This window comes from Sandaracinobacter sp., assembly GCF_041909755.1.
In the GTDB taxonomy this organism is placed as follows: domain Bacteria; phylum Pseudomonadota; class Alphaproteobacteria; order Sphingomonadales; family Sphingomonadaceae; genus Sandaracinobacteroides.
Genome location: NZ_JAYRCW010000003.1, coordinates 49,752 through 66,797 on the forward strand (window position 1 = coordinate 49,752; position 17,046 = coordinate 66,797).

The following is a 17,046-nucleotide window of genomic DNA, read 5'->3' on the forward strand; positions in this document are numbered from 1 at the left end:
CCTCAGCGCTGGCTCAGCCGGTCTCCGGGGGCCAGCAGGCTGCGGGCGGCGGCCAGGTCGGGCCTGCCGTTGCCGCCGAGGTTGGCGGTGAAGAAGGCGGTCGTCGCGGCGGAAACGACCGCAGTGGCATGGGCATTCGGCGAGCCGCCGGCACGCCCGCCGCCGCCGGAAAAGGCGCCATGGTCCGCGCCCTCCAGCCACAGGCCGACGCTTGCCTTGCCCGTCCGGCTCGGCGGAAGCGCGGTGAAGACGGCGGCACGCGCCGCCGTGATTTCGGCGAGGCTCTTGCCATTGGCGAAGGGGGAGCCATCCTCGCTGCCGGTCGCGGCCAGCACCGGAATGGCGATGCCGCCGAATGCGGCCGGGGCCTTTGCGGCGTCGTTGCGCGGCGCGATGGGTGACAGGGCGGCGACGGCCCGGATGCGCGGGTCCCGCCCGCGGGCACCCATCGGCCCAAAGCTCTGCCCGGCCAGCGCCAGCACGGTGTGCGCACCGAAACTGTGCCCGGCCGCGCCCAGCCGGGCGATGTCGCCGGTGGCCAGATTGCAGGCGCCCACCCGGGTTCCCGCCTGCACGGCGTCCGCCGCCCGCCCCATGTCCGCCACGCGCGCCATCAGCTGCCGGCCGTTCGCAGCCCCCGTCAGCGCCTGTTTCGGATTGCCGCTGCCCTTCCAGACACCGGTATCGGACCCGGGATGCTGCACATGGATCACCAGGAACCCCGCCTTCGCCCAGGCCTTCGCAAAGGCCGTGCCGGCCTCTACCGAGCCGCCCAGCCCGTGCGAGAACAGAATGACCGGCGCCTTGCCGGCCCCGCCTTCCGGCATCCGCACGCGAACGGGAATGTCCCGCCCCCGCTTGGGATCGGGCAGGATGCCGTCGCAGACCGGCGCGGCGAGCGAGGGGGCCGCGGCCATCAGCGCGGCAAGGGCGAGTGCAGCTTTCATGCAGGGTTCTACGCGGCCCCGGCCGCGCATCCCCCGCGTCAGCTGCCGCGGGCGATTTCCGCGGCGCGCAGGATCGCCGCCTCCACCCGCGGATAGGTGCCGCAGCGGCAGATGTTGCTGATCGCGGCGCGGATGTCGGCGCGGCTGGGGTTCGGGTTCGCCTTCAGCAGCGCCGCCGCCGCCATGATCATGCCGGACTGGCAGAATCCGCACTGCGGCACCTGCTGTTCCAGCCAGGCCGTCTGAACCGGATGATCGCGCGCATCCGACAGCCCCTCGATCGTGGTGACGAAGGTGCCCTCGATGGTGCCGATCGGCACCTGGCAGCTGCGCTGGGCCACGCCGTCCACATGCACGGTGCAGGCCCCGCACAGCCCGGCACCGCAGCCGAACTTCGTGCCCGTCAGGTTGGAGGCTTCGCGCAGCGCCCACAGCAGAGGGGTGTCGGCCGCCAGCTCATATTGTGTGGGGTTGCCGTTCACGGTGAAGCGGGTCATGCCGCCTGCGATAGCTGACAGCAGCGCAAGAGGGAAGCAGCCGCGATGACCTACGCCACGATCGCCTATTCTGTCGAAGAGCATGTGGCCCATGTGCGGCTGAACCGGCCAGAGGCGCTGAACACCATGAACGGCGACTTCTGGGACGAGATTCCCCGCGTGTTCGCCGAGATCGATTCGAACCCGGCGATCCGGGCCGTTGTGCTGTCGTCCACCGGCCGCCACTTCACCGCCGGGCTCGATCTGAACTGGGCGGCCACCTCGATGCCCGCGCCGCATGCCGATGCGGGCCGCGCGCGCGAAGCTTTCCGCCGCCATGTGAAGCACATGCAGGAAACGATCAGCGTAGTGGATCGCTGCCGCGTGCCCGTGATCGCAGCCATCCAGGGCGGCTGCATCGGCGGCGGCGTGGACCTGATCACCGCCTGCGACATCCGCGTCGGCAGCGCGGACTGCTTCTTCACCATCCAGGAAGTGAACATCGCCATCGTCGCCGACGTCGGCACGCTTCAGCGAATTCCCCTGCTGCTGCCGCAGGGGCTGGTGCGCGAGCTGGCCTATACCGGGCGGCGCTGGAAGGCGGACGAGGCGATGGCACAGGGATTCCTGAACCGCTGCTTCCAAAGCCACGAGGAAACCGTGGAGGGCGCGCTGGCGCTCGCAAGGGAGATTGCGGCGAAGAGCCCGCTCGCCATCACGGGGATCAAGCAGGTGCTGAACGCGGGCCGCGACATGACGATCGAGCAGGGGCTCGACTATGTGGCGGTGTGGAATGCCGCGATGCTTCAGGGCGAGGACATGCGCCGGGCCGTCGCCGCCCAGCTCACCAAGGCGGGCGAGGCGAAGTTCGACGATCTCGCCGCCTGATCCGCCCCCCTGCCTGCTGCCGACCGGGGTTGATCGTCGCACGGGTTCACAGCTTCTTGTCGTGCCCGTTCCCCTCCGGTATGGCCCCAACTTGACGTCGAGAATCCCGGAACCAGAGGATTAGGGAATGAAAAAGGGTTGGCCTTCGGGCCTGAAGGGTGCCGCCATTGCCGCGGCTCTGATGATGGCCGGCACGGCCAGTGCACAGATGGCGGATGCGCCGGGCGCGCAGGATGCCGCGCCTGCCGTCGCCGCTGCCCCAGTGGCGGCCGTCGCAGCCGCACCGACAGCAGCCGCCGTGGCCGTCACCGAGGCCGGCGCCGCCCATGCCGCCGCGCAGAACGATGCGCTGGCCGGCTACACCCGCACCAAGCCCACGCCCGGCGTCGGCCAGCCGGTTCCGGCCGGCATCGCCATCCAGGACCAGTTCACCCCGATCGGGCAGGAAGCCAAGTTCCTGCTGGAAAAGATCCTGAACCCGATCATCGGCGTGATTTCGCTGGTGGTTCTGGGCCTGCTGGCCTGGGTTGCCCTGCGCTACCGCTCTGCGGCGGTGGAAACGCCCAGCACCACCACCCACAATTTCACCATCGAGGTGATCTGGACGCTGGTGCCCGCGCTGATCCTGCTGGCGGTCGCCTTCCCCAGCTTCCGGCTGCTCGCCAACCAATACAGCCCGCCCAAGGCCGACGTCACCGTGAAGGTGACGGGCTATCAATGGTATTGGGGCTATGAATATCCGGATTTCGGCGGGATCAGCTTTGATTCCGTGCCGCTTTCCAAGGATGAGGCCGCCAAGGCAGGCGAACCCTATCTCCTCGACGTGGACAACCGCCTTGTCGTGCCCGCGGGCAAGACGGTGAAGGTGCTGATCACCGCCGCCGACGTCCTGCACAGCTTCGCGCTGCCCAGCTTCTGGGTGAAGATGGATGCCGTGCCCGGCCGCATCAACGAAGCCTGGTTCAAGGTGGATCGCCCCGGCGTCTATTACGGCCAGTGCTCGGAACTCTGCGGCACCAAGCATGGCTTCATGCCCATCGCGATCGAAGTGCTGTCGGAAGAGGATTTCAAGCGCTGGGTGCGCATGAAGCAGGCCGCCGACGGCATCGAGCCGACGGGTCCCGGCATCGCGGCCGAAAAGGTCGCGCTGACCCCGGCGCAGGTCGCCGGCGCCGTCCGCGCGGCGGTCGCGCCTGCTGCCGCCCCCCAGATCACCACCGAAGCTCCGGCAGCTGCGCCCGCAGCGCCCGCCGCCTGAGAAGGACACGCCAGATGGCCACCCACGCACTTCACGCGCATGACGATCATCACGCGCACGACGATCACGACCACAAGCCGGGCTTCTTCGCCCGCTGGTTCCTGTCCACCAACCACAAGGACATCGGCACGCTCTACCTGATCTTCGCGATCTTCGCGGGGATCGTCGGCGGCGCGCTGTCCGGCTTCATGCGGTGGGAACTTGCGAACCCCGGCATGCAGGTGCTGCCCTGGTTCACCAAGGGCAACATCGACGCCGCCTATCACCTGTGGAACGTGTTCATCACCGGCCACGGCCTCATCATGGTGTTCTTCATGGTGATGCCCGCCGTCATCGGCGGCTTCGGCAACTGGTTCGTCCCCATCATGATCGGCGCGCCCGACATGGCCTTCCCGCGGATGAACAACGTCTCCTACTGGCTGACGACGGTGGCCTTCGTGCTGCTGGGCGTCTCCATGTTCGTGCCGGGCCCGGCGGGCTTCGACGGCGCGGGCACGGGCTGGACGGTCTATCCCCCGCTCTCCACCTCGGGCCACCCCGGGCCGGCGGTCGATCTCGCGATCTTCTCGCTGCACCTCGCCGGCGCTGCCTCGATCCTGGGCGCGATCAACTTCATCACCACCATCTTCAACATGCGCGCGCCGGGCATGACGCTACACAAGATGCCGCTGTTCGTCTGGTCCGTGCTGGTCACCGCCTTCCTGCTGCTGCTGTCGCTGCCCGTGCTGGCCGGCGCCATCACCATGCTGCTGACGGACCGCAACTTCGGCACCACCTTCTTCGATCCCGCCGGCGGCGGTGATCCGATCCTCTATCAGCACCTGTTCTGGTTCTTCGGCCATCCCGAAGTGTACATCATGATCCTGCCGGCCTTCGGCATCGTCAGCCAGGTTCTCTCCACCTTCAGCCGCAAGCCCGTCTTCGGCTATCTGGGCATGGCCTATGCCATGGTCGCCATCGGCTTCGTCGGCTTTGTCGTGTGGGCGCACCACATGTTCACCGTCGGCCTGTCCGTGAACACCAAGATGTACTTCACCGCCGCCACGATGATCATCGCGGTGCCCACCGGCATCAAGATCTTCTCGTGGATCGCCACCATGTGGGGCGGCAAGCTCAGCTTCGAGACGCCCATGCTGTGGGCCATCGGCTTCATCTTCATGTTCACCGTCGGCGGCGTCACCGGCGTCGTCCTCTCGAACGGCGGCGTGGACACTTACATGCACGACACCTATTATGTCGTCGCCCACTTCCACTATGTGCTGTCGCTGGGCGCGGTGTTCGGCCTGTTCGCGGGCTTCTACTACTGGTTCGGCAAGATGTGGGGCCGGAACTACAACGAGTTCCTGGGCAAGCTGCACTTCTGGATCTTCTTCATCGGCGTGAACGTGCTGTTCTTCCCGATGCACTTCCTGGGCCAGGACGGCATGCCGCGCCGCATCCCGGACTATCCGGAAGCCTTCGCCTACTGGAACAACATCGCGTCCTGGGGCTATGCGATCATGCTGGCCGGCATGGTGGTGTTCTTCATCAACGTCTTCTGGTCGCTGTTCGCGGGCCGCAAGGCGGCCGCCAACCCCTGGGGCGAAGGCGCCACCACGCTTGAGTGGACGCTGTCTTCCCCGCCCCCGTTCCACCAGTTCGAGACGCTTCCCGATCTGCGGAACATGAAGGGCTCGCACTGAGGCGGGAATGGCACTCACGCCCGATCTCGAAACCGAAAGGGCGCCGACAGGCGCCCTTTCTCACTCGGACTGGCGCGACTATTGGTCGCTGCTGAAACCCCGGGTTATGACTCTGGTGGTGTTCACCGGCGCCTGCGGCCTGTTCGCGGCGCCGGGTAGCCTGCCGCCCTTCCTCGCCTTCGTGGCGATCCTGTGCATCGCCGTCGGCGCGGGCGCCGCCGCTGCCTTCAATCAATGGTGGGAAGCGGACATCGACGCGGTGATGAAGCGCACCCGGGCGCGGCCGCTGCCCTCGGGCCGGCTGCACGGCGATGACGCGCTTGCCTTCGCGGTAATCCTGTCGGTCGCCTCGGTCGTAACGCTGGGCTTCGCCACCAACTGGGTCGCGGCCGGCTGGCTCGCCTTCTCCATCTTCTTCTATGCCGTCGTCTATACGATCTGGCTGAAACCCCGCACCCCGCAGAACATCGTGATCGGCGGCGCGGCCGGGGCCTTCCCGCCGATCATCGGCTGGGCCGCCGTGACAGGCGATGTCACCGCGCTGCCGCTGCTGCTGTTCGCGATCATCTTCGCCTGGACACCGCCGCATTTCTGGGCGCTCGCGCTGTTCGTGCGCATCGATTACGCCAACGCCGGGATCCCGATGCTGCCCGTCACCCATGGAATCCGCGAAACGCGCCGCCAGATCCTGATCTACAGTTTCGTGCTGGCCGCAGTTGCGATCGCGCCCTGGCCGCTGGGCCTGCTGGGCGCCGTCTATGGCCTGTCGGCCGTGCTGCTCAGCCTGGTCTTCGTGGTGCTGGCCGCACGCGTCGCCGCCAGCCGCACGGAAGAACCAGCCGACATGGCCGCGGAAAAGGCGCTGTTCAAATTCTCGCTCTTCTATCTCGCCGCCATTTTTGCCGCCCTCGTCGCGGACCGGAGCCTCGCATGAGCTGGACCCCTGAAGAGGAAAAGGCCTTCCTCGCCCGCCGCCGCCGGCGCAACCTGATGATCGGCCTGGTGCTGGGGGCCTTCGCCTTCCTGTTCTATGGCATCACAGTGTCGCGGATGGTGCAATGACAGGCACGATCCAGCAGCCGGACCGCCGACACCTGCGCACCGCGCTCACCGCAGGGGCCATCGCGCTCGGCATGGCGGGCCTCGCCTATGCGTCGGTGCCGCTCTATCGCGTCTTTTGTCAGGTCACCGGCTTCGGCGGCACGACGATGAAGGTCGATGCCGCCTCGGCCCCCGGCGCCGATCAGCTGAAGGCGCTGCATGGCCGCACCATCAAGGTCCGCTTCGACGGCAATGTCCGGGGCGGATTGCCCTGGCAGTTCGCCCCCGCGCAGGGGCCGGTGGACGTGAAGATCGGCGAACAGAACATGGCCTTCTATCGCGCCAGTTCCTCGGCATCCGGCCCGACCACGGGCAGCGCCACCTTCAACGTGACCCCGGCCGCCGCCGGGCAGTATTTCGCCAAGATCCAGTGCTTCTGCTTCAACGAGCAGACACTTGCGCCCGGGCAGACGGTGGACATGCCCGTCGTCTTTTATGTCGATCCCGCCATCCTGGACGACCCGGATGCGAAGGACATCGACGAGATCACCCTGTCCTACAGCTTCTATCCCGTGGAGCAGCCGACGAAGGCGCCCGGCATCTATGCCACGGGATCCTCGGAAATCGCCGCAAAGACGCGCTAGAAATCTTGCCCTCCCCCGCCCCGGCGGGCTAGGGCCGACAAAACGAAAGTTCAGGTGAGAGACATGGCTTCCGCGAAGAACCACGATTTCCATATCCTGCCCCCCAGCCCCTGGCCGCTGATGGGCGCCATCTCCGCGATGGTCATGCTCGGCGGCTCGGTGTTCTGGTGGCATGACCAGGCCTGGGGTGTCTGGGTTGCGGCGCTCGGCCTTGCGGGCGTGCTCGCCACCTTCTTCTTCTGGTTTTCCGACGTGCGCGACGAAGCGAACGCCGGCGATCACACCCCGGTCGTGCAGCTGCATCACCGCTATGGGATGATCCTGTTCATCGCGTCCGAAGTGATGTTCTTCGTCGCCTGGTTCTGGGCCTTCTTCTCGGCCGCGCTCTACCCCTCTTCGGCAGAGGTTATCGGCGGCGTCTGGCCGCCCAAGGGGATCGAGCCGCTCGACCCCTTCGTCTATCCGCTGCTGAACACGCTGATCCTGCTGCTGTCGGGCACCACCATCACCTGGGCGCACCACGCCCTCATCCACGGCGACCGGAAGGCGTTCAAACAGGGCCTCTGGCTCACCATCGGGCTTGGCGTCCTCTTCTCGATGCTGCAGGCCTATGAATACAGCCACGCCACCTTCGGCTTCTCCGGCAACATCTATGGCGCCACCTTCTACATGGCGACGGGGTTCCACGGCTTCCACGTGATCGTGGGCACCATCTTCCTCGCCGTCTGCCTGTGGCGCGCCTACCTCGGCGATTTCACGCCGAAGCAGCATTTCGGCTTCGAAGCGGCTGCCTGGTACTGGCACTTCGTCGATGTCGTCTGGCTGTTCCTGTTCCTGACGATCTACATCTGGGGTTCGAACTTCGGGGCCGCCGTTGGCGCCGGCCACTGATCCTTCCCCTCTGAACACCGGCAAGGCCCCGGCGGGAAACCGCCGGGGCTTTCCCGTTCTTCCGACGATGACGGTCGCGCTGGCGCTGCCGATCCTCGTCGCGCTGGGCCTGTGGCAGATCAGCCGCATGCACTGGAAGGAACAGGTGCTGGCCCAGCTGGAACGGAACAGCGCCCTTCCGCCCGTCACCCGCTTCCAGCCCGATGCCGGCCGGCAGGATCTGCTGTTCCGCAAGGCCCGGCTGGATGTCAGCTGCGACGGCCCCGCGGTGGAAAAGGCGGGGCGCAACCTCGAGGGTGCCTCTGGCTATTCCGTCTTCTTTCCCTGCACGTCGGATGGGGCGCCGCTGCTCGTCAACGCCGGCTGGGGCCCCCGCGCGGATTCGGCGGCTGCCGCAACCCCGCCTTCCGGCGCCGTCGGCGGCATGATCGTCCCGACGGGTCCGGATGGCGGGCTGGGGCTTGCGCTGGTGCTGGAAGCGGCGGAACCGCCACTCCTCCCCTCCGCGCCGCCGGGGCCGGAAACGATCCCCAACAACCACCGGCTCTATGCGATCCAGTGGTTCAGCTTCGCCGGCATCCTGCTCGTCATCTATGGCCTGTGGCTGCGCCGCTGGGTTGCACAAAGGCCGCCTCAGGCCTAACCGCCAGCGGTCATGCAGTATCTCAGCACACGTGGACAGGCGCCGGTCCTCGATTTCAGGGGCGCGACTCTCGCCGGTCTGGCAACCGATGGCGGCCTCTATCTGCCGGCCGAATGGCCGCAGCTTTCGGCCGAGCTTCTCGAATCGCTCGCCACCGCCAGCTATGCGGAAACCGCCTTGGCGGTGATGCGCCCCTATGTTCAGGGCTCGCTGACGGATGCGGAGCTGAAATCGCTGATCGCAGACGCCTATGGCGATTTCGGCCACGCTGCCGTCACGCCGCTGGTGCAGCTGGATCACCGCCACTGGCTGCTGGAACTGTTCCACGGCCCCACGCTCGCCTTCAAGGATGTGGCGCTGCAATTCCTCGGCGGGCTGTTCGGCCATTTCCTGGGCGCGAACGACCGGCTGACGATCGTCGGCGCGACCAGCGGAGACACCGGTTCCGCCGCAATCGAGGCCGTGGCGGGCCGCCCCGGCATCACCATCTTCATGCTGCATCCGCAGGGGCGCGTGTCAGACGTTCAGCGCCGCCAGATGACGACGGTGAACGCGCCCAACGTCCACAACATCGCGGTCGACGGCAGCTTCGACGATTGCCAGCGGCTGGTGAAGACGCTGTTCAACGACGCCGCCTTCCGCACCGAATTCCAGCTGTCGGCCGTGAACAGCATCAACTGGGCCCGGCTGCTCGCGCAGATCGTCTATTATGTCCATGCCGGGGTCCGGCTCGGCGCGCCGCACCGGGCCGCCAGCTGGTCGGTTCCCACCGGCAATTTCGGCGACGTGTTCGCGGGCTATTGCGCCCAGCGGATGGGGCTGCCGGTGAACCGCCTGCTGGTCGCCACCAACGTCAACGACATCCTCGCCCGGGCGCTGTCGGCGGGCGACTATTCCGTCGGCAAGGTCACGCCCACGGCGACGCCGTCGATGGACATCCAGATCAGCTCCAATTTCGAGCGCCTGCTGTTCGATCTCCACGGCCGCGACGGCGCGGCGCTGGCCGCCGCCATGCAGGGCTTCGAACAGTCGGGCACGCTGAAGCTGACGGACGCGCAGCGGGCGGAGGCTTCGAAGCTGTTCCTGGCGTCGCGCGTGACCGAAGCGGGCATGATGCAGGCGCTCGCCTGGGCCAACAGCGAATGCGGCCAGCTGATCGATCCGCACACCGGCGTCGGCCTGGCAGCCGCCCGCGCCCGGGCGGAGGATTGCGAAGGGCCGCTCGTGACGCTGGCCACCGCCCACCCGGCGAAATTCCCGGATGCCGTGGAACGGGCGACAGGCATCCGCCCCGGCCTGCCGCGCCGGGTCGCCCACCTGTTCGACCGCGAGGAGCGCTATGACCATCTGCCTGCCGATGAAGCGGCGCTGAAGGCCCACATCCGCGCCCGCGCATGACCGCTGAAACCACCATCCTGGGGAATGGCCTCACCGTCGCCACCCTCCACATGCCGGGGCTGGAAACGGCGGCTGTCGCGCTCAACGCCGATGTCGGCGCGCGCAATGAGCGGGCGGGTGAAAACGGCCTCGCCCATCTGTTCGAACATATGGTGTTCAAGGGCACTGCCACCCGCCCGGCGCGGACGATCGCCGAACAGATCGAGGATGTCGGCGGCGCGCTGAACGCCTGGACCTCGCGCGATACCACCTGCTTCCATGCCCGGGTGCTGGCAGCCGACGTGCCGCTGGCGGTGGAGCTGGTCTCTGACCTCGTCACGAACCCGCTGTTCGCGGAAGCCGATCTGGCGCTGGAGCGCGAAGTGGTGCTGTCCGAAATCGGAGAGGCGCTGGATACGCCCGACGATCTTGTCTTCGATCATCTGCAGGCCACCGCCTTCACCGGCCAAAGCCTTGGCCGCCCCATTCTGGGCACCGCAGACAGCCTGGCTGCGCTGGACACCGCTGCGCTGCGCCATTGGCAACAGGCGCATTATCGCGGCGACGGCATGGTGCTGGCGGCTGCGGGCAAGGTGGACCATGCGCGGATGGTGGACCTTGCCCAACGCTTTCTGGGCAGCCTTCCGGCCGGCCGGCCCGGCCCCATAGAGCCAGCCCGCTGGACCGGCGGCGCCCGGACGGACAGCCAGCGCAACGAGCAGCTGCATCTGGCGCTTGGCTTCCGGGGCTTTGCGCCGCGCGCGCCGGAAATCGACGCTGCGCGGTTGTTCGCCATGGCGCTGGGCGGCGGCATGTCCTCGCGGCTGTTCCAGCAGCTGCGGGAGGAGCGGGGCCTCGCCTATTCCGTCAGCGCCTCGCACGGGGTGCATGCCGATGCGGGGATGATGAACATCTATACCGCGTCGCGTCCGGGCGATGCCGCACAGGCGCGCGACCTCGCGCTGGAAATCGCCCATGCCACCGCGCGAGACCTCTCTCCGGCCGAGCTGGACCGCGCCCGCGCCCAGCAGAAGGCCGGCGTGCTGATGGCGCTGGAAGCGCCCGGCGGCATCGCGGACTGGCTGGGCGGCAGCATCCTCACCTGGGGCCGCGTGCTGACGGCCGCCGAACTGATCGCCCAGCTCGATGCCGTCACGCTGGAAGAGGCCCGCGCGGCAGGCGCCGCCATGCTGGCAAGCCCCGTCGCCCTCGCCGCCGTTGGCCCGAAGGCCGACAGGCTGGCCGCCTGATGGCTTCCCCTGTTCAAGCCGGGCTCGAAATCCTCGTCGCAGACCCGACGCCCGACTTCGCGCTCATCGATTCCGGCCACGGCCGGAAGCTGGAACGCTGCGGCCCCTACCGCTTCATCCGCCCCGAACCGCAGGCGATGTGGGCCCCCGCGCTGGCGGACTGGCAGGCGGATGGCGAGTTTGTCGGCGGCTCCGACGACGATGGCGGCGGCCGCTGGCGCCTGAATGCGAATGTGCCGCCGGCCTGGCCCATCGAACAGGCGGGCGTGAGGCTGCACGCGCAGTGCACCCCCTTCCGCCACCTTGGATTCTTCCCCGACATGGCGCCCCACTGGGCGCGGCTCGCCGCCCTGCCCGAAGGCGCGCAGGTGCTGAACCTGTTCGGCTACACCGGCGTCGCCAGCCTCGTTGCAGCCAGGGCGGGCGCGCAGGTGGTGCATGTCGATGCCTCGAAGAAGGCGGTCGAACAGGCGCGCGCCAATGCGGCGCTTTCCGGCCTTGCCGACAGGCCCATCCGCTGGATCACCGAGGATGCGCGCAAGTTCGTCGCCCGCGAAGTCCGGCGCGGCCGCCGCTATGACGCCATTCTGCTGGACCCCCCCAAGTTCGGGCGCGGCCCGGACGGAGAGGTGTGGGATCTGACCACCGATCTGCCCGCGCTGCTGGCCGATTGCGTGAAGCTGCTGGACGGCGACAGCCGCTTCCTCATCCTCACCACCTATGCTGTCCGCCTGTCGGCGCTGGCGCTGGAAGGCCTGCTCGCGCCGCTGGCGGCGCATCTGCCCGGCCGCGTGCAGCCCGGCGAAATGGCCATCCGCGAAGAAACGCGCGGCACCCTGCTTCCCACCGCCATCTTCGCCCGCTGGGCCGCCTGAACGATTCATCGCAACGGCCCTCGCCGCCCGCCGGAAGCTGTGCCACAACAGCCCGCGACAGCAAGGAGGTGCGTGAAATGAAGGCGTTGCTTGTCCTGTCCCTGATCTCGCTGGCGGCCCCTGCCGCCGCGCAGGTGAAGATGCTGGGCAACACGCCCGATGTGCAGGATCCGCTGGCCCCGCCGCCCCTGCCGGATCCCATCGCCGAATCCGCGCCGCTGCGCCTGTCGCTGATGCAGACCAGCCAGGCGCAGGAGGGCGACGAGAAATATCAGCCCGAAGTCGGTCAGGCCGGGAAGGACGTGATCTGGGTGCCCACGCCCGACAGCCTCGTGAAGGCGATGCTGACGGTCGCGGAGGTGAAGCCCACGGACTATGTCGTCGATCTGGGGTCGGGCGACGGCAAGATCGCGATCGCCGCCGCCCGTGATTTCGGCGCCCGCTCGCTGGGCGTGGAATATAACCCCGACATGGTGGCGCTGGCCCGCCGCAATGCCCAGCGCGCCGGCGTTTCCGGCAAGGCGAGCTTCATCAACGGCGACATCTTCGAAACCGATTTCACCGACGCCAGCGTCGTCACCATGTACCTCCTCCCCAGCCTGAACCTGAAGCTGAGGGACACGCTGCTGAAGATGAAGCCGGGCACCCGCATCCTGTCCCACGCCTTCACCATGGGCGAATGGGAACCGGAACGGACGATCAGCACCGATGACGCGACGGGCTATTTCTGGATCGTTCCGGCGCAGGTCGCGGGCCGCTGGGCGTTCGAGGTGGGCAATGAACGCTTCGCGGCCGAAATCGGCCAGCAGTTCCAGAAGCTCTCCGTCGCGCGCGGCGGCCCCCTGAAGGATGGGCATGTGAAGGGCAGCACCATCCATCTTGTCCGCGCAAACGGGCAGGAACTGGTCGGCGAACTTCGCGGCAACCAGATCGTCGGATCGGGCTGGGTCGCCACCCGGATCAGGTCCGCCGGCTGACCTTGCAGGCGCCGCAGCCCCAGCGGCGGCTCTCTGCCGCCGACGTCGCCCTGATGATCGTGGGCATCATGATCGGGGCGGGCATCTTCCGCGTGCCGGCCGATGTCGCGGCCGCCGTATCCACCGAATGGCAGGCGCTGGCGCTGTGGGCGCTTGGCGGCCTGGCGGCGCTGACGGGCGCGCTCACCTATGCCGAACTCGCCACGCGCTTCCCCTCCATCGGCGGCGAGTATCATTTCCTCCGCCTCGCCTGGGGGCCGCGCGTGGGGGCGCTGTTCGTCTGGGCGCGCATCGCCGTGATGCAGACGGGCGCAATCGCCACCGTCGCCTTTGTCGTCGGGGATTATGCCCGGGGGCTATGGCCGAACGGCCCGCATCCGGCGATCTGGGCAGGCGCGGCCATCGCCGGGGTCACGCTCGCCAACATGTTCAGCCTGGAGGCGGGGCGACGCGGCCAGATGCTGTTCGTCGCAGTCGAGGTGGCCGCGATCGCCGCCATTCTGGCCGCCGCCCTGTGGCTCGGCCTCGGCGACGGGGCAGCCCCACAGCCGCTGCCAGACGCGCAGCCTGCCGGAACCGGCCTCGGCCTCGCGCTCGTCTTCATCCTGCTTGCCTATGGCGGCTGGAACGAGGCGGCCTATCTGTCTGCGGAAACCAGGGCCGGCGGCGGCGGCCTTGTCCGCGCGCTGCTGCTGGGCATCGGCGCCGTCACCCTCCTCTATCTGTCGATCAACGCCGCCTTCCTGTTCACGCTGGGCCGCGAAGCGCTGGCGGCGACGCCGGCGCCCGCCACCCGCCTTCTGGAGGCCGCGTTCGGCCCGGCGGCTGCCGCCGCAATCGCCGCCGCCGTCATCGTCGCCTCGCTCTCCACCATCAACGCCACCGTGATCACGGGCGCACGCGCCATGTGCGCGGCGGGGCGGCAGGTGCCGCTGCTGGCACCGCTCGCCGGCTGGGATCAGGCACGCTCGGTTCCCCGCCCGGCGCTGCTGCTGCAGGCGCTGATCGCGATCGTCCTTACGGCCTATGGCGCAACCGCGCGCGATGGCTTCACGGCGATGGTGGCCTTTGGCGCCCCGGTTTTCTGGCTGTTCCTCGCGCTTACGGCAGCGGCGCTGTTCCGCCTGCGCCGAACCCATCCGCACGCGATGGGATTCCGGGTGCCGTTCTATCCTGTCGTCCCTCTGGTGTTTCTCGCCGTCTGCCTGGCGATGCTCTGGTCCTCGCTGGACTATGCCGCATTCCTGCTCACCAGCTCGGAGTCGGGGCGCCATGCGGGGGTTCTGGGCGTCGTTTTGCTGTTGCTGGGGATTCCGCTGATCCGGAACGCCCGCTGACGGCTCAGTCCGAAGCGGGGATCGCCTTCAGCCGCGACATCTCGCCCTTGAAGCGGGCGAGATCCCGGCCGCCCAGCTGCTGCGCCCCACCAAAGAATTTCACCGATCGCGGATCGACCGCCGTGCCGTTCGCCCACACTTCATAGTGCAGGTGCGGCCCGGTCGACAGGCCGGTGGAGCCCACCTGCCCGATGGACTGGCCCTGCCCGACCTGCTGGCCGTTCTTCACGCCGATCCTGTGCATATGGGCATAGCGGGTGCGGATGCCCTTGCCATGATCCAGCACGACGACATTGCCATAGCCGCCGCCCCAGCCCGCGAACACCACCTTGCCGCCGGAGGACGCCAGGATGGGGGTGCCCCTGGGGGCGCCGAAATCCACGCCCTTGTGCATCCGGCTGTAGCCCAGCACCGGGTGGAAGCGCATGCCGAAACCGGATGTCTGCCGGGCGCCTGCCACCGGCGTCTTCATCAGCCCCTTGCGGACGGCTTCGCCCGTCTGCCAGAAGAATTCGCCCTTGTCCCCCCAGCGCATCAGCGAGATGTTGGAGCGGCCATTGAGCAGCCCGGCATAGAGCAGCCGGCCCATTTCCGTCTCGCCCGTCTCGGCCCGGCGGTGCGCCACGATGATCTCGAACCGGTCCCGCTTGCCGACGTCGCGATGGACATCCAGCGCATAGCCCAGCTGGCGCACATATTCCTGCACCACAGACGCCGGCAGACCCGCCGCGCGGGCAGACCGTTCCAGCGACGCACCGACAACGCCGGTCACCCGCAGCGGCGTGTTGTCGATCTTGATGGCGATCGGCTTCACGACGAGCTGGCCTTCCGCGCCGCGCCGCGCCTCCACCTTCGTTTCGAAGTTCGCGCGGAACGACAGGAATTCCAGCGGCCTTGGCACGGCCTTGGTTTCGCGCCGCCCCAGCACGATGGTCACGCCGGTGCCCGGCTTCACCCCGCGCGGATTGGCAATGCCCGATAGCTGCGCGAACAGCCGGTCCAGATCTTCCCGGCCCACCCCGGCCCGGCGCAACGCGCCTTCCAGCCCGCCCGATCCCACATTGGCGGACAGCTCCACCCGCGGCCGCTCCGGCGCTTCGGCCAGCCGCCGCGCCAGCGGCGTGGGCGGCGCGCGGCGCGCCGAGGGGCTGCCCAGCGCCAGCGGGCCGATCCCGATCGCCCGGCTTTCCGCACGCAGCGCCTCTGGCTGGGCGGGCGGTACGGCCCCCGGCAGCGTGGGCAGGCTGGTTCCCAACGCCAAAGCAGCCGCCGTCAGCGCGCCAAGCGTTGCAAGCCCGCGCCACCAATGGCCGGACCCGATCGAATCCCCCAGGTCCACGACGATGTCGGCATCCGCGAATTGCAGCGCGGACCGCTTCAGGCGCTGCGCGGCATCCAGGCCCGCCAGGCGGCTGAAATCGAAACGGGGGGCGGCCGGCGCACGCCCGGCCAGCGCCGTGTCAGCGATCGTGGCCAAGGCCAGTCCCGATCGCCCGCGCGGCAGACGTTTCCGTGGAATCAGTGGTCAGGATGCGCGCCATCATGAACCCGGATACGACCCCTCTCCTTGGGGCTTCACGCCCCGAACCCTGTCAGCTTCAGCGAGGGGGTTGCCCCAACACTGCCCGGCTCGTCCCGGCCGGTTACGATAAGTTGTTGGACGGGAACCCTGAATCACTCCCCCCGCGCGGTCAAGCTTTGGGGCCCGACGGCGCCGTGGCGCTGCGACGAAGCGCCCGATGGCGGGGACGAGCCGAATCCCGATCCTGTGGCCCATCGGCAACGGACCCCAGTGCAATGAAACGGGCACTGACAACCATCTCTTGCGTGCCGCAACGCACCATGCCACCATATCTTGGTAGGACTTGGTGGGAGAGGCGATCATTCGCACTCGCGTTGCCCGTCTGGCCGGCATGCCCAAAGAGGCGGCCGGGTCGCCCGGACCGGATAGCCTGCTGGAACCCCTTCGTTCCCCTTCCGGAACGCCCCCCGCCGTTGGCCCGGCGCAGCCGTCATGACGCGCCTCGGGGCTGAACTCACCGCCGTCCTCGGCCCCACCAACACGGGGAAAACCCACCTCGCCGTGGAGCGCATGTGCGCCCACACCGGGGGCATGATGGGGTTCCCGCTGCGCCTGCTGGCCCGCGAAGTCTATGATCGGGTGGTGGCGCTGAAGGGCGCCGCGCAGGTTGCGCTGGTCACCGGGGAAGAACGGATCGTGCCGCCGGGCGCGCGCTATTTCCTGTGCACCGCCGAATCCATGGTCACGGATCGGGCCTTTCCCTTCGTCGCCATCGATGAAGGGCAGATGGGCGCCGATCCGGAACGGGGCCATGTCTTCACCAATGCGATGCTGCATGTGCGCGGCACCGCCGAAACCATGATCCTGGGCGCGGAAACGCTGCGCCCGGTGCTGCGGCGCCTGCTGCCGGATGCGCAGATCATCAACCGACCGCGCTTTTCGAAGCTGGAATGGGCAGAGCCGAAGAAGCTGTCGCGGCTGCCCGCCCGGTCGGCCATCGTCGCCTTCACGGCAGAGGATGTCTATGCGCTGGCGGAAATGCTCCGCCGCCACAAGGGTGGGGCAGCGGTGGTGATGGGTGGCCTGTCCCCCCGCACCCGCAATGCGCAGGTCGCGCTCTACCAGTCGGGCGAAGTGGATTATCTGGTCGCGACCGACGCGATCGGCATGGGCCTCAACATGGATATCGCCCATGTCGCCTTCGCATCGCTGTCGAAGTTCGATGGCCGTCGCCACCG

General features: G+C 68.2%; 17 protein-coding genes. 14 read left to right on the forward strand and 3 right to left on the reverse strand.

Annotated elements, in window-relative coordinates:
- Positions 1–2 precede the first annotated feature (2 nt).
- Positions 3–947, reverse strand: coding sequence for an alpha/beta hydrolase family protein (locus ACE3O8_RS01055; protein ID WP_374385851.1), 945 nt, complete (start codon positions 945–947; stop codon positions 3–5).
- Positions 948–985: 38 nt separating this feature from the next.
- A complete protein-coding gene (locus ACE3O8_RS01060) occupies positions 986–1,444 on the reverse strand; it encodes a (2Fe-2S)-binding protein (protein WP_374385853.1) in 459 nt (152 codons plus the stop codon).
- A gap of 45 nt (positions 1,445–1,489) precedes the next feature.
- On the opposite strand from ACE3O8_RS01060, the gene ACE3O8_RS01065 reads away from it, so the two are divergent.
- From ACE3O8_RS01065 to ACE3O8_RS01125, 13 genes are all read left to right on the forward strand, one after another.
- Complete coding sequence (locus ACE3O8_RS01065) at positions 1,490–2,311, forward strand: crotonase/enoyl-CoA hydratase family protein (protein WP_374385855.1); 822 nt, start codon at positions 1,490–1,492, stop codon at positions 2,309–2,311.
- Positions 2,312–2,438: 127 nt separating this feature from the next.
- Complete coding sequence (gene coxB, locus ACE3O8_RS01070) at positions 2,439–3,569, forward strand: cytochrome c oxidase subunit II (protein ID WP_374385857.1); 1,131 nt, start codon at positions 2,439–2,441, stop codon at positions 3,567–3,569.
- A gap of 14 nt (positions 3,570–3,583) precedes the next feature.
- Positions 3,584–5,251, forward strand: coding sequence for a cytochrome c oxidase subunit I (gene ctaD, locus ACE3O8_RS01075; RefSeq protein ID WP_374385859.1), 1,668 nt, complete (start codon positions 3,584–3,586; stop codon positions 5,249–5,251).
- 7 nt (positions 5,252–5,258) lie between these two features.
- On the forward strand, positions 5,259–6,185 hold the full coding sequence (locus ACE3O8_RS01080) for a heme o synthase (protein ID WP_374385861.1): 927 nt from the start codon (positions 5,259–5,261) through the stop codon (positions 6,183–6,185).
- The gene (locus ACE3O8_RS01085; protein WP_374385863.1) at positions 6,182–6,313 is read left to right on the forward strand and encodes a hypothetical protein; all 132 of its coding nucleotides are present in this window, start codon (positions 6,182–6,184) and stop codon (positions 6,311–6,313) included. The genes ACE3O8_RS01080 and ACE3O8_RS01085 overlap by 4 nt, the downstream gene beginning before the upstream one ends.
- The gene (locus ACE3O8_RS01090; protein ID WP_374385865.1) at positions 6,310–6,936 is read left to right on the forward strand and encodes a cytochrome c oxidase assembly protein; all 627 of its coding nucleotides are present in this window, start codon (positions 6,310–6,312) and stop codon (positions 6,934–6,936) included. The genes ACE3O8_RS01085 and ACE3O8_RS01090 overlap by 4 nt, the downstream gene beginning before the upstream one ends.
- Before the next feature lie 63 nt (positions 6,937–6,999).
- On the forward strand, positions 7,000–7,827 hold the full coding sequence (locus ACE3O8_RS01095; RefSeq protein ID WP_374385867.1) for a cytochrome c oxidase subunit 3: 828 nt from the start codon (positions 7,000–7,002) through the stop codon (positions 7,825–7,827).
- A gap of 67 nt (positions 7,828–7,894) precedes the next feature.
- Entirely contained in the window at positions 7,895–8,470 is a 576-nt protein-coding gene (locus ACE3O8_RS01100) for an SURF1 family protein (RefSeq protein WP_374385869.1), read from the forward strand.
- 12 nt (positions 8,471–8,482) lie between these two features.
- Positions 8,483–9,868: a threonine synthase gene (thrC, locus tag ACE3O8_RS01105; protein ID WP_374385871.1), complete on the forward strand. Its 1,386-nt coding sequence runs from the start codon at positions 8,483–8,485 to the stop codon at positions 9,866–9,868.
- On the forward strand, positions 9,865–11,097 hold the full coding sequence (locus tag ACE3O8_RS01110) for a M16 family metallopeptidase (RefSeq protein ID WP_374385873.1): 1,233 nt from the start codon (positions 9,865–9,867) through the stop codon (positions 11,095–11,097). Before thrC ends, ACE3O8_RS01110 begins: the two co-directional genes overlap by 4 nt.
- Positions 11,097–11,972 carry a class I SAM-dependent methyltransferase gene (locus ACE3O8_RS01115; RefSeq protein WP_374385875.1) on the forward strand — a complete coding sequence of 292 codons (876 nt, stop codon included), beginning with the start codon at positions 11,097–11,099 and terminating at the stop codon, positions 11,970–11,972. Before ACE3O8_RS01110 ends, ACE3O8_RS01115 begins: the two co-directional genes overlap by 1 nt.
- A 77-nt stretch (positions 11,973–12,049) precedes the next feature.
- Positions 12,050–12,949 carry a class I SAM-dependent methyltransferase gene (locus ACE3O8_RS01120; protein ID WP_374385877.1) on the forward strand — a complete coding sequence of 300 codons (900 nt, stop codon included), beginning with the start codon at positions 12,050–12,052 and terminating at the stop codon, positions 12,947–12,949.
- Between the two features lie 2 nt (positions 12,950–12,951).
- The gene (locus tag ACE3O8_RS01125) at positions 12,952–14,286 is read left to right on the forward strand and encodes an APC family permease (RefSeq protein WP_374385879.1); all 1,335 of its coding nucleotides are present in this window, start codon (positions 12,952–12,954) and stop codon (positions 14,284–14,286) included.
- A gap of 4 nt (positions 14,287–14,290) precedes the next feature.
- Here the strand turns inward: ACE3O8_RS01125 and ACE3O8_RS01130 are convergent, their stop codons facing one another.
- On the reverse strand, positions 14,291–15,763 hold the full coding sequence (locus ACE3O8_RS01130; RefSeq protein ID WP_374385881.1) for a peptidoglycan DD-metalloendopeptidase family protein: 1,473 nt from the start codon (positions 15,761–15,763) through the stop codon (positions 14,291–14,293).
- Positions 15,764–16,300: 537 nt separating this feature from the next.
- Here ACE3O8_RS01130 and ACE3O8_RS01135 point away from each other — a divergent pair.
- The coding region (locus ACE3O8_RS01135; RefSeq protein WP_374385883.1) for a helicase-related protein at positions 16,301–17,046 on the forward strand (746 nt) is incomplete at its 3' end.